Source organism: Nocardia aurantia (assembly GCF_009604425.1).
In the GTDB taxonomy this organism is placed as follows: domain Bacteria; phylum Actinomycetota; class Actinomycetes; order Mycobacteriales; family Mycobacteriaceae; genus Nocardia; species Nocardia aurantia.
This window is the reverse complement of the sequence record NZ_WEGI01000008.1, coordinates 407,150-421,775: the sequence shown is the minus strand read 5'-3', so window position 1 is coordinate 421,775 and position 14,626 is coordinate 407,150. Positions and strand designations below refer to the sequence as shown.

Sequence of the window (14,626 nt, the reverse complement as noted above, 5' to 3'; positions counted from 1 at the left end):
GGCATTGCTGTGAACGCTGTGGACGACACCGCCGGCGAGGACAAGGTCCGGCACCTGCTGCGGCGGGTGAGCGAGGAGCTCTACCGGACGCGCGCACAACTGCAGGAGGTCACGGCGGCGGGACGGGAACCGATCGCGATCGTCGCGCTCGGCTGCCGGTTCCCCGGCGGCGCGGACACCCCGGAACGGTTCTGGGACCTGCTGTCCGGCGGCCGCGACGTACTGACCGACTTCCCCGCCGATCGGGGCTGGGATCTCGCGGGTCTCTACCACCCGGATCCCGATCATTCGGGGACCGCCTATACCCGCCGCGGTGGATTCCTCGACCGCGCAGCCGATTTCGATCCCCACTTCTTCGGAATCTCCCGCCGTGAGGCGCTCGCGATGGATCCGCAGCAGCGGCTGCTGCTGCACACCACCTGGGAGGCGTTCGAGCGGGCCGGTATCGATCCGCGGGCGCTGCGCGGCAGCCGTACCGGCGTCTACGTCGGAACCAACGGCCAGGATTACGTGCGCGGCGCGGGGCACGTCCCGGCCGCGGTCGAGGGGTATCTGGTCACCGGGACGGCGGCGAGCGTGCTGTCCGGCCGGATCGCCTACACCTTCGGGTTCACCGGTCCCGCGCTGACCGTCGACACCGCCTGCTCGTCGTCGCTGGTAGCGCTGCACCTGGCGGTGCGCGCGCTGCGAGCGGGCGAGGTCGATCTCGCGGTCGCGGGCGGGGCGACCGTCCTGTCGAGCCCGCAGATCTTCGTCGAGTTCTCCCGGCAGCGCGGGCTGTCGGTGGACGGCCGGTGCAAGGCGTTCGCCGACGGCGCGGACGGCACCGGCTGGGGTGAGGGCGCGGGAGTGTTGCTGCTGGAACGACTTTCGGACGCGGAACGACTCGGCCACGAGGTGCTCGCGGTCATCCGCGGCAGCGCCGTGAACCAGGACGGCGCCTCCAACGGCCTGACCGCGCCCAACGGTCCCGCACAGCAGCAGGTCATCCGGGACGCGCTCGCCGATGCCGGGGTCAGCGCAGCCGAGGTGGACGCGGTCGAGGCGCACGGCACCGGTACCGAATTGGGCGATCCCATCGAGGCGCAGGCCCTGCTGGCCACCTACGGCCGGGATCGGCCGGAGCCGCTGCTGCTCGGCTCGGTGAAATCCAATATCGGGCACACCCAGGCGGCGGCGGGGGTGGCCGGTGTCATCAAGATGGTGCTGGCGTTGCGGCAGGGGCTGCTGCCGCCGACCCTGCACGTGGAGCGGCCGACCACCCTGGTCGACTGGAACAGCGGCCGGATCGAACTCCTCACCGAGGCCCGGCCGTGGCCGCGGGCCGAGCGGCCGGCGCGCGCGGGCGTCTCGGCTTTCGGGGTGTCGGGCACCAACGCCCATGTGGTGCTCGAGCAGGCTCCCGCCCCGGCGGGATCGGAATCCCCGGCCGCTCGACGGGAGCCGGAACCCGTTGTCCCACTGCCGTTCACGATCTCCGGGACCACCGCTCCCGCACTGCGCGCGCAGGCCGCTCGGCTGGCCCGCCGGGTGGCCGAGGCCGGGGACGACGAGCTCGGCCCGATCGCCGCGGCGCTGATCCACGATCGTGCCGCCTTCGCGTCGCGAGCGGTGGTGGTGGCCGCCGACCGGGCCCACCTGCTCGCGGCGTTGACGAGCCTGGCCGACGGCAGCTCCGCGCCCGGGGTCAGCACCGCGGAACAACCGGCGACCGGCACCGTCGCGGCGGTGTTCGGCGGCCAGGGCAGTCAGCGCGCCGGCGCCGGGCGGCAGCTGTACGAGCGATTCCCGGTGTTCCGCGAATCCTTCGACGCCACAGTCGCATTGCTGGACGAATACCTCGGTGCGGCGGTCGCGCATCCGGTGCGTGCGGTCGCGTTCGGCGACCCGGGCACCGAGGGACTGATCGATGAGACCGTCTACACGCAGTCGGTGGTGTTCGCGGTCGAGGTGGCGTTGTTCCGGCTGCTGGAATCCTGGGGGATCGAGATCTCGGTCGTCGCCGGGCATTCCGTCGGCGGGGTGACGGCCGCCCATGTGGCGGGTGCGTTGTCGCTGGCGGACGCCGCCCGTCTGGTCGCCGCGCGCGGCCGGCTGATGGGTTCGCTGCCGCGCGGGGGTGCCATGGTGGCCGTCGAGGCGTCCGAAGCGGAGATCCTGCCGGTGCTCGCCGAGGACGGCGAGGTGGCCCTCGCCGCGGTCAACGGCCCTCGCGCGGTGGTGATCTCGGGTGCGGAGGAGCCGGTGCTCGCGCTGGCGGCGCGGCTCGCCGGCGCCGGGCATCGGGTGAAGCGCCTGGTGGTCTCGCACGCTTTCCATTCCGCCGCAATGGATCCGGTGCTCGGCGAGTTCGCCGCGGTGATCGCCGCACTGAACGTCACGGAACCGCGGGCCCGGACGCTCGTCTCGGATGCCACCGGCACGCCGGTATCGCGGGCGGAGCTGGCCGATCCCGGCTATTGGGTCCGGCACCTGCGTGGCACCGTCCGCTTCGCCGACGCGGTGCGCGCCGTGCGCGCGAGCGGGGCCGGTGTCTTCCTCGAACTCGGTGCGGACGCGGTCCTCACCCCGATGGTCGCCGCCGTGCTCGCCGACGACCCGCAGCCGTCGGTCGCGGTGGCCGCGCTGCGCTCCGGCCGGGACGAGAGTGCCACCGCCCTGGCCGCCGCGGCGGCGGTACACGTCCACGGCGGTTCCGTGGACTGGGCCGCGATCGTGCCGCCGGGACGCCGAATCACACTGCCCACCTACGCATTCGAATACGAGAGCTTCTGGGCCACGGTCACCGCCGCCGATGCCCGCCGGGGCGAGCATCCGCTGCTGGGCACGACGGTCCGGCTCGCGTCCGGGGACGGTGTGGTCGCGACCGGGCAGCTGTCGACCCGGACCCATCCGTGGCCGGCCGAACATGTCGTCGGCGGACGCGTCTACCTGCCGGGTACCGCGCTCGCGGAACTGGCGGTGCACGTGGCCGACGCGGTCGGGGCCGACACCGTCGACGAACTCGTGATCGAGGCGCCGCTGGTGCTGACCACGGAGACGGCGGATGTGCAGGTGAGCGCGCATCGTTCGGATGAGCACCACACCGTGGAGGTGCACGCGCGGCCGGCGGCGGACCCGCACGCGCCGTGGACCCGGCACGCCACCGGCCGCCTGGTGCGCAGCGCGGCGCCGCCGGTCGCGGTACCGGCGGCGTGGCCGCCGGGGGACGCCACGCCGGTGGATCTCACCGGCGCCTACGACCGGCTGGCGGCCCGCGGTCTGGACTACGGGCCGAATTTCCGTGGGGTGCGGGCACTCTGGCAGGACGGGGACCGGCTGCACGCCGAGGTCGCGCTGCCCGATTCGGAGGTGGTGGATCCGGCCGGCTACGTGGTGCATCCGGCGCTGTTCGACGCCGCACTGCATCCGGTGGCGATCGCCGACACCGGCCTCCCCCGTATTCCCTTCGCCTGGAGCGGTATTCGAGCCCACGCCGCCGGGGCCACCGCGCTGCGGGTGTCCTTCACCCGCACCGGCAGCGGACTGCGGGATCTGGTCGCCGTCGATCCGGCGGGGCGGCCGGTGCTCACCGTCGACACCCTGGCACTGCGGGCCGCCGGTGGCGGCGTTCCGGTCGCCGACGGATTGTTCGAACCGGTCTGGGTCGAACATCCGCTGCCGGAGGCCACGGTCGCGGAGCGATCGGTCTGGGATTGCGCCGGCACCGGGGAGCCGGTACCCGCCGCGCTCGCCGCGCTCCGGGAACCCGCGACGCGAATTCTGCTCACCCACAACGCCGTCGCCGTTCTGGACACCGACCGGCCCGACGTCGGGGCAGCGCCGATCTGGGGCCTGGCGCGGGTGGCGGCCACGGAACGGGCGGGTGAGATCGCGATCGTGGACACCGACGACGATCCGGCCTCGCTCGCGGTGCTCGACCGCGCGCTGGCCGCCGCCGGGGACGAACCCCAGCTGGCCGTGCGCGCGGGCCGCGCTTACGTGCCGAGGCTGGCGCACGGCGGTGGCACGACAGCCGCCGCGCCGCCGGCGTGGGATCCGGCGGGCACGGTGCTGATCACCGGTGGCACCGGCGGACTCGGCGCCCTGCTGGCCCGTCACCTGGTCCGCCGGCACGGGGTGCGGCATCTGCTGCTGGCCAGCCGTCGCGGGGCCGGTGCGCCGGGGGCCGCGGAACTGGCCGCCGATCTGCGTGCGCTCGGCGCGCACGTCCTGCTGGTGTCCGCCGATCTCACCGATCGCGACACCGCCCGCCGCCTGCTCGCGGCCGTGGCACCGGCGCATCCGCTCACCGCGATCGTGCACACCGCCGGGATCGTCGACGACGGTGTGCTCGATACGCTGACCGCCGACCGGCTGGCCGGGGTGCTCGGGCCGAAACTCGATGCGGCGCGGATCCTCGACGAACTGACCCGGGACCTGCCGCTGTCGGCGTTCGTGCTGTACTCCTCGATCGCCGGGCTGCTGGGCACGGCCGGGCAGGCCGCCTACGCCGCCGCGAACACCGGTCTGGACGCCCTGGCGGCACACCGGCGCGCCGCGGGACTGCCCGCGGTGTCGCTGGCCTGGGGCCTGTGGGCCGAAACGACCGGTGTGACAGCCCATCTCACGGACAGCGATCGGGCCCGGCTGGCTCGCCAGGGGGTGCGCGCGCTGTCCGCCGAGCACGGCCTCGACCTGTTCGACGCCGCGGTGTTCCACCGGGATCGGGCCCTGCTGGCGCCGGCGCCGCTGGACCTGTCCGTGTTCGCCCGCCCCGGCGCGGCGGTGCCGCCGCTGTTGCGCGGCCTGGTCCGGCCGTCCCGCAGACAAGCGGAAACCTCTGCCGCACAGAGTGATTCGTCGCTGTCCGCGGCACTGCGGGACCGGACGGCCGAGGACCAGGAGGCCGCGCTGCTGGATCTGGTGCGGCGCGAGGCCGCGGCGGCGCTGGATCATCCCGATCCCGTCGCGATCCGCGCCGATCGCGCGCTGACCGAATTCGGCCTGGATTCGCTCACCGCGGTCGAACTGCGCAACCGCCTGACGACCGTCACCGGATTACGTCTCCCGGCCACACTGACTTTCGATCATCCGACGCCGCAGGCCATCGCCGGACTGCTGCGCGCCAGGCTGGCCCCGGACACCGCGCCCGCGGCGGTTACCGCCCGCACCGTGAGCGGCGGCAACGATCCGATCGTGATCGTGGGCATGTCGCTGCGGCTGCCCGGCGGGATCGAGACGCCCGGCGCGTTGTGGCGGCTGCTCGAGCGCGGTGGCGACGCCATCGGCGAATTCCCCGCCGACCGTGGCTGGGATCTCGACGCCCTCTACAACGCCGACCCCGACAGTCCCGGAACCTCGTACACCCGGCACGGCGGATTCCTCACCAACGCGGCCGATTTCGATGCGGGACTGTTCGGGATCGCGCCCCGCGAGGCCCTGGCCACCGATCCGCAGCAGCGGCTGCTGCTGGAGACCACCTGGGAGGCGCTCGAACGCGCGGGCATCGACCCGATGTCGTTGCGCGGCAGCCGGACCGGTGTGTTCGCGGGCACCATGTACCACGACTACGCGCCGCATCTGCAGGACGCGCCCGCCGATCTGGAGGGCTATCTGGTCAACGGCAGCGCCGGCAGCATTGCCAGCGGCCGGATCGCCTACACCTTCGGATTCGAGGGGCCCGCACTGAGTGTCGACACCGCGTGCTCCTCCTCGCTGGTGGCGCTGCATCTCGCGGCGCAGTCGCTGCGTTCGGGGGAAAGCGATCTCGCGCTGGCGGGCGGGGTCGCGATCATGGCCGGCCCGGCGACGTTCGTGGAGTTCTCCCGGCAGCGCGCGCTGGCCGCCGACGGCCGGTGCAAGGCGTTCGCGGCCGCCGCGGACGGCACCGGCTGGGCCGAGGGCGTCAGCATGCTGGTGCTGCAACGGCTTTCGGACGCGCGCCGCGCCGGGCATCCGGTGCTGGCGGTGGTGCGCGGCACGGCGGTCAATCAGGACGGCGCGTCCAGCGGGCTCACCGCACCGAATGGGTCCGCGCAGCAACGGGTGATCCGGGAGGCGCTGGCCAACGCCGGCCTGCCCGCGGACGCGGTGGACGTGGTGGAGGCGCACGGCACCGGCACCCGCCTCGGCGATCCGATCGAGGCCGAGGCGCTCATCGCGACGTACGGGACCGGGCGCTCCCCGGACCGGCCGCTGTGGCTGGGGTCGCTGAAATCGAACGTGGGTCACACCCAGGCCGCCGCGGGCGGCGCCGGGATCATCAAGATGATTCTGGCGCTCCAGAATCGGACCCTGCCGAGGACGTTGCACGTGGACGCGCCGACCCCGCACGTGGATTGGTCGGCGGGCACGGTGCGCCTGCTCACGGACGCGCGGCCGTGGGAGCCGAACGGCACACCGCGCCGGGCCGGAATCTCCTCCTTCGGGGTCAGCGGCACCAACGCGCACGTGATCATCGAGGAGCCGCCGATCGTCGCGGAAACGACCGTGGCGCCGCAGGATCCGGCCGGACCGCTGGCCTGGGTGGTGTCCGGGCGGGACACGGCGGCGCTGCGCGAGCAGGCGGTGACCCTGGCGACGTACCTGCGGTCCCGGCCGCGACTGGCCGCCGCCGACATCGCCCGGACGCTGTGGGTGGGCCGGGCCGCGCTCGCCGAGCGCGTCGTGGTGATCGGCGCGGACGACGCCGGCCTGCGGGAAGGTGTGGAGGCGTTGACCTCCGGGAAGGCGCTGCCCGAGCATGTGGTCACGGGCACCGCCGACGTCACCGGCCGCACGGTGTTCGTCTTCCCCGGCCAGGGCGGGCAGTGGGCGGGGATGGCGGTCGAGTTGTACCGGACCGCGCCGATTTTCGCGCGCCGGCTGGACGAATGCGCTGCGGCGCTGAGCGAATGGGTCGACTGGCCGGTGCTGGACGTCCTGCTCGGACGGTCGGACCTCGATCCGGAACGCGTCGACATCGTGCAACCGACGCTGTGGGCCGTCATGGTCGCGCTCACCGATCTGTGGGCCGCGCACGGGGTCCGGCCCGACGCGGTCGTCGGACATTCACAGGGCGAGATCGCGGCGGCCGTGGTCGCCGGGGCCCTGTCGCTGCGCGACGGTGCCCGCGTGGTGGCGCTGCGCAGCAGAGCCCTCGCGGCGCACGCCGGTCACGGCGCGATGGCGGCGGTGGCGCTGTCCGCCGACGAGGCGGGCGAACTGATCGCCGGTTACGCGGGCCGGCTGTCGCTGGCGGTGGTGAACTCCCCCACCTCCGTGGTGCTGTCCGGGGCGGCCGAGGCCGTCGACGACGTCCTGATCCGGCTGGCGGCCGACGGGGTGCGCAGCCGGCGGGTCGCCGTGGACTACGCCTCGCATTCGGCGCAGATGCGGGAGTTGCGAACGGAATTGGCGGCGGCGCTGGAACCGGTGCGGCCGGAGCGGGCGGTGGTGCCGATGCTGTCGACGGTGTCCGGCCGGTGGCTCGACGGGCCCGAGGTGACCGGCGACTACTGGTACGAGAACCTCAGTGGCACGGTGCAGTTCGAGGCCGCGACCCGCACGCTGCTGGACTCCGGATACCGGGCGTTCGTGGAGATCGGCCCGCACCCGGTGCTGACGGCCACGATCGAGGAGACCGTCGCCGCGGCCGGGACGCCGGCCACCGCCGTCGTCGGCACGCTGCGCCGCGACGAGGGTGATCTGCGGCGCTTCACCGTGTCGCTGGCCACCGCGTTCACTCGCGGCGTCGGCATCGATCCCGGCGGGCTGCTCGGTGCTCGCGGTGTCCGGATCGACCTGCCCACCTATGCCTTCCAGCGCAGCCGGTACTGGATCGACGCCGACCGGTCGGCGTCGCGCCGGGAGGACCGCGCCGGACGCGCGACGGCCGTCGTCCCCGAGACCGAGGCATCGGCACCGGTGCGGCGGTTCTCGGGATTGACGACCGCCCAGCGGCGGGCGGCCCTGCTCGAGCTGGTGCGGTCCGAGACCGCGGCGGTGCTCAAACACGATGCCGCCGAGGATGTTCCACCGGCCCGCGCCTTCCGCGAACTCGGGCTGGACTCGCTCACCGCGGTGGATCTGCGTAACCGATTGCGGGTCGCGACCGGGCTCACGTTGCCCGCCACGCTGGTCTTCGATCATCCGGCGCCGGACGCGGTGGCGGACTATCTCGCCGCGGCGCTGCCCCGCGACGGTGACGACGGTGGTGGCGGCCGCGTCGACGTCGCCACCGCCCTGGACGCACTCGAGGATCTGCTCACCGGCGGCGACGCCGAATCCGAGGCGCTGGCCGAGCGGCTGCGGGCCCTCGCGGACCGGCTCGCGGCCCCCGAAGCGCGTCCGGACCTCGATTCCGCCTCCGATGACGAATTGTTCGACCTGGTAGACAGGAACTGATCGAGATGGCCACCGAAACACAACTCCGGGAATACCTGAAACGCTCGATCGCCAAGGAACAACGACTACAGCAGCGCCTCGACGAGTGGCAGGCCCGCTCCCGGGAGCCGATCGCGATCGTCGGCACCGCGTGCCTGCTGCCGGGTGGGGTGTCCTCACCGGATCAGTTGTGGGAGTTGGTGTCCGAGGGCCGCGACGCGGTCGGGCCGTTCCCCGCCGACCGCGGCTGGGATCTCGACGCGCTCTACGATCCGGACCCGGGCACGCCCGGCACCTCGTACGCGCGCCACGGTGGATTCCTCACCGGCGCTGCCGAATTCGATCCGGACTTCTTCGGGATCTCGCATCGCGAGGCGCTGGCGATGGATCCGCAGCAACGGCTGCTGCTGCGGGTCACCTGGGACGCGTTCGAACGCGCGGGCCTGGATCCGCATGCGCTCGCGGGTAGCCGCACGGGCGTGTACGCGGGGCTGGCGGGGCACGACTACGGCTCCCGGCTCGACCCGATTCCCGAGGATCTGGAGGGCTATCTGGCCATCAACAACCTCGGCAGCGTGGTGTCCGGCCGGGTCGCCTACACCTTCGGGTTCGCGGGGCCGGCCGTCACCGTCGACACCGCCTGCTCCTCCTCGCTGGTGGCACTGCATCTCGCGGTGCGGGCACTGCGCGCGGGTGAGGTGGATTTCGCCGTCGTCGGCGGTGCGTCGGTGATGTCCACCCCGATCGGGTTCACCGAATTCTCGCGCCAGCGCGGCCTGGCGCCCGACGGGCGGTGCAAGGCGTTCGCCGACACCGCCGACGGCACCGGCTGGGCCGAGGGTGTGGGAGTCGTTCTGCTGGAACGGTTGTCGGACGCACAGCGGCTCGGGCACGACATTCCGGCCGTGGTACGCGGCACCGCGATCAACCAGGACGGCGCCTCCAATGGCCTCACCGCCCCCAACGGCCCGGCCCAGCAGCGGGTGATCCGCGACGCGCTGGCCGACGCCGGGCTGGGTGTGGGCGAGGTCGACGCCGTGGAGGGGCACGGCACCGGCACCGTGCTGGGAGATCCGATCGAGGCGCAGGCGATCCTGGCGACCTACGGTTCGCGCACCGACGGCGAGCCGCTGTGGCTCGGTTCGCTCAAATCCAATATCGGGCACGCGCAGGCCGCGGCCGGGGTGGCGGGCGTGATCAAGGTCGTCGAATCCCTGCGGCACGGCCGGTTGCCCGCGTCGTTGCACCTGGAAACGCCCTCGACACTGGTGAATTGGGAGTCCGGGCGAGTGGGGTTGCTGACCGAGGCCCGGGACTGGCCGGAGACCGGCCGGCCGCGCCGGGCGGGCATCTCGTCGTTCGGTGTCTCGGGCACGAACGCGCACGTGATCATCGAACAGGCCGGCGAGACGGGCCCGCGTATCGCGGATTCGCGGCCGCGCCCGGCGGAGGTGCTGCCGTTCCCGGTGTCCGGCGCGGGGCCGGTCGGATTGCGTTCGCAGGCGGAACGACTCGCGGAGTTCGTGACGTCCGCGACGCCGGATCCGGCGGCCCTGGCGTCGGCGCTGGTCCGGACCCGCGTGCACCACGACACGCGGGCGGTGGTCCTCGCCGAGGACATCGACGGCGTGCGGACGGCGCTCGAGGCGATCGCCGCGGATCGGCCCACGCCCGCGGTACATTCGGCGACCGCGTCCACCGGCGGCGGTGTGGCCGTGGTCTTCGCCGGGCAGGGCAGTCAGCGGGCCGGTGCGGGTGCCGAACTGTACGAACGGTTCCCGGTCTTCACGGCCGCGTTCGACGCGGCCGTGGCGGCGCTGGATCGGCATCTCGGTGCGGCCGTGGCGTTCTCGGTGCGCGAGGTCGCCTTCGGCGAGCCGGGTACCGAGGGGCTCATCGACTCCACGGTGTACACCCAGTCGGTGATCTTCGCTCTGGAGACCGCGCTGTACCGGCTGCTGGTCTCCTGGGGTATCGAGATCACCGCTGTCGCCGGGCATTCCATCGGCGGTGTGGTGGCCGCGCACGTCGCCGGCGTGCTGTCGCTCGAGGACGCGGCCCGGCTGGTCGCGGCCCGCGGACTCTCGATGGGAGCACTGCCCGCCGGGGGCGCCATGGTCGCGATCGAGGCCACCGAGGACGAGGTGCTCGAGGTCCTCGGGGGGTCGGCCCGCACGGACGGAAATGATCCGACCGCAGCCGAATTCGAGCCGGGAGTGTCGATCGCCGCGGTCAACGCACCGCGCGCCGTCGTCGTCTCCGGCGCCGAGGAGGCGGTGCTCGCGGTGGCGGCGGAACTGACCGGCCGCGGCCGGCGGGTGAAGCGGCTCACCGTCTCCCACGCCTTCCACTCCCCTCTGATGGAACCCGCCTCGGCCGAATTCGAGAAGGTGGTCGCGGAACTGTCGTTCACCGACCCCGGCGAGGTGATCCTGGTGTCCGACACCACCGGAGCCGTCGTGGACGGCGCGGAACTGGCCGATCCGGGCTACTGGGCCCGGCATCTGCGCGGCACGGTCCGGTTCGCCGACACCGTGCGCACCCTGCGCGCCCGGGGCGCCGGTGTTTTCGTCGAGATCGGCGCGGAAGCCGTACTCACCCCGATGATCTCGGCGACCCTGGCCGACGAGGAAATCGCGGTGACGCCCGTGCTGCGCGGCGGACGGCCGGAACTCACCACGGCGCTGTCGGCGGCGGCCACCGTCTTCACCCATGGGCATCGGATCGACTGGCCCGAGATCGTGCCGCCGGCGCCGCGACTCGCACTGCCCACGTATGCCTTCCGGCCGCAACGCTTCTGGGCCGAACCGGTCCGGGACCGGCGCGCCGCCGCGGCCGCCGGTGCGACGCCGATCGAGCATCCGCTGCTCTCCACGGTGATCGCCGCGGCCGAGGGCGGACACCTGCTGCTGAGCGGGCGACTGTCATTGCGCACACATCCCTGGCTCGCCGATCACGCCGTGCTCGGCACGGTGATCGTGCCCGGTACCGCGATGCTGGAACTGGCGGCCCGCGCGGGCCTCGAGGCAGACCTGCCGCAGATCGAGGAACTGATCGTGGAATCCCCACTGGTACTGGGCGATTCCGCGGTCGACATCCAGGTCGTCGTGACCCCCGCCGACGACGGCACCGCCACGGCGGCGATCCATTCGCGACCGGCCGCCACCACCGGCGCGGTGTGGACCCGGCACGCGCGCGCCGTCCTCGGACCCGACTCGCCGCCATCGGCAGCCGATTTCACCACCTGGCCACCACCCGGCGCCGAACCGGTGGACGTCCAGGACATCTACCCCGCCCTGCTGGCCACCGGACTCGCCTACGGCCCCGCCTTCCAGGGACTGCGCCGCGCCTGGGAACGCGCGGACGACCTGTTCGTCGAAGTCGCGCTGCCCGATACCGAACGGCAGCGGGCCGGGGAGTTCACCGTGCATCCGGCCCTCCTCGACGCCGCCGTCCATCTGCCCGCGCTGCGGGCCCTCACCGAGGTGCCCGCCGGCGAGAACCGATTGCCCTTCGCCTGGAGCGGCGTCCGGATATCGGCGAGTGGCGCGACAGCACTGCGCGTGCGTGTCCGCCCCGGCGGACCCGACACGGTGACCATCGACGCCGCCGATTCGGCCGGAACACCGGTACTCGGCATCGACAGCCTGGTCGCACGCCGGGTGTCGACCGCACAATTGCGTTCGGCGCGACCGGAACTGCGCGACGCGCTGTTCACGGTGGCCTGGCACGAGATCGACACCCCGACCGGCCCGACCGCCTGGGCCGTCATCGGCGCGGATCGAACGGGAGTCGGCGCAGCCCTCCGAGCGAGCGGCCACCGAGTGACAACGCCGGATTCCGCTCCTGCCGCGGACTCGGCCGTGCAAACGCCTGGCCAGGCCGTGGATTCGGCCACGGCAGCCGTGCACTCGCTCGCAGGGGCCACGGATTCGGTCACCTCCGCCGCGGCCGTCGTCGCGGCGGCCGGCGCCGCGGAGTTGCTGCCGATGTTGCGGCGGTGGCTGTCGGATCCGGCGACAGAGGCGGTGCCGTTGGTGGTGGTCACCCGTGCAGCGGTCGCGGTCGACGAGACCGAGGTGCCCGACCCGGGCGCGGCCGCGGTGTGGGGGCTGGTGCGGTCGGTGCAGGCCGAGTATCCGGAGCGGGTGTTGCTCGCCGATCTCGACGATCGGCCCGAGTCCTGGGCCGCGCTGGCGGGTGTGCTGACCGCGGCCGCCGACGGGGACAGTCAGACGGCGGTTCGCGCGGGACGGGTGTCGGTGCCCCGGTTGCGCCGCTGGGATCCGCCGGCCACCGAGGCGAGCACCTCCTGGGACACCTCGGGCACGACGCTGATCACCGGTGGGCTCGGCGGGCTGGGGGCCGAGGTGGCCCGGCATCTCGTGCACACCCACGGGATCCGCTCCCTGGTACTCGCCGGCCGCCGGGGCGTGGCGACGCCCGGCGCGGCGGAACTGGCCGAGGAGCTCGAATCCGCGGGGGCCACAGTGGTTCTCGCGGCGGCCGACGTCGCCGACCGGGACTCGGTCGCGGCCACGCTGGGACGCGTACCGACCGATCGGCCGCTGACTACAGTGGTACACGCCGCCGGGCTGGGCGGGGACGGCTTGTTCGATACCGTCACCGGAGAGCGCTTGGCCGAGGTCGCCCGGCCCAAGGGCGGCGGCGCGCGTGTGCTGGACGAATTGACCCGGGACGTCGGTACCGTCACCCGGTTCGTCCTCTTCTCGTCGGTGTCGGCGCAGCTCGGCGGGCCCGGTCAGAGCGCCTACACCGCCGCCAACGCGGAGCTGGATGCCGTTGCGGCACAACGTCATGCGCGCGGGCTCCCGGCCGTCTCGATCTCCTGGGGTCTGTGGGAACGCGAAAGCGGAACCACCGCGGGGCTTTCCGCCGCCGACCGGGCCCGGATCGCCCGGACCGGCTTGCGCGCGCTGCCCACGCCGACGGCGCTGGCGCTGCTCGACGCGGCCGTGCACGCCGGCCCGGTCGTGGTGGCGGCGGGTTTCGACGCCCGTGCGCTGTCCCGCCGCACCGACCCGCTGCCGCCGGTGCTGCGTTCGCTGGTGCCCCGGCCGCGCCGGACCGCCGCCGGGGAGGAGGCGCCGGGCTCGGCGCTGCGCGACATCGCGGGCCGGCAGGGGGACGATCGCCGCCGGGCGCTGCTGGAGCTCGTGCGCACCACCGTCGGTGTGGCACTGGCACATCCGGCGGCGGAGACGATCGCCGCCGATCGGGCCCTGATCGAACTCGGCCTGGATTCCCTCAGCGCGGTGGAGTTGCGCAACGGGCTGGGCCGGGCCACCGGGCTGCGGTTGCCCGCCACCCTCACCTTCGACCACCCCACGCCGGCGGCGATCGCCGAATTCCTCGACGGCCTGGTCGATTCCGCCGCGCCGGTCACGGCCGCACCGGCGGCGACCGGACTGGCCGCGATCCATCGCCGGATGCACGACGCGGGCAAGCACGCCGAGGCGGCGCTGCTGCTCATCGCGGCGTCCCACGCGCGCAACACCTTCGGCGCGGACGACCGGGCCCGGCACGCGGTCGCGCCGATCCGGCTGGCCGAGGGGCCCGGTGACACGGTCGTGGTGGCGTTCCCCGCGGTCAGCGCGATCTCCGGACCACACGAATATTCGCGCATGGCACAGGAATTGCGGGGTGAACGAGATGTCGTGGTGATCCCCGCGCCGGGGTTCACCGCGGGCAGCGTGGATCTGCCCGATTCGGTGGCCACGCTGGTGCGGCTCGGCGCGGAGGCGCTGACCGCCGTCGTCGGCGACCGGCCGTTCGTGGTACTCGGGCGGTCCATGGGCGGGTGCATCGCGCACGCGGTCACCGCCGCGGTCGAGGCCGAGGGACTGCGTCCACGGGGACTGCTGCTCATCGACAGCTATCCGATCGAGGCCGCCGTGGAACCGGGCATGGAGTGGTGGACGGGCGCCATGATCGGCGGGATGCTGGCCCGCGTGGACCGATTCGACATGGCGGTCCAGGACGAGCGGCTGACCACGATGGGGACCTACAACCGCCTGTTCCTCGACTGGCGGGCCGAACCGGTGCGGGCGCCGATCCGGCTGCTCCGGTCCACCACACCGCTGGCCGGCACCCGGCTCGACGGCCCGCGCGACTGGCGGGCCTTCTGGCCCGTCCCGCACGACACCGCCGACATCCCCGGTGACCATTTCACGGTGCTGGAGGAGGACGCGCCGACGACCGCCGCGGCGCTGCGGGATTGGCTCGAATCCCTGGAGGCGGCCTCGTCCTGAGCTGCCCC

General features: G+C 73.5%; 1 protein-coding gene and 1 pseudogene. Both read left to right on the top strand.

Annotated features, from left to right (window positions below; translation table 11 throughout):
- Positions 1–45 precede the first annotated feature (45 nt).
- Positions 46–8,133: pseudogene (locus tag NRB56_RS20020) on the top strand (SDR family NAD(P)-dependent oxidoreductase); the annotation flags it as partial.
- Between the two features lie 239 nt (positions 8,134–8,372).
- Positions 8,373–14,618: a type I polyketide synthase gene (locus tag NRB56_RS20015; RefSeq protein ID WP_153344347.1), complete on the top strand. Its 6,246-nt coding sequence runs from the start codon at positions 8,373–8,375 to the stop codon at positions 14,616–14,618.
- The last annotated feature ends 8 nt before the right edge of the window (positions 14,619–14,626 follow it).

Bases quoted from the DNA above. Each gene is read 5' to 3' on its own strand.
- NRB56_RS20015 (WP_153344347.1), top strand. From the start codon at position 8,373: ATGGCCACCGAAACACAACTCCGGGAATACCTGAAACGCTCGATCGCC.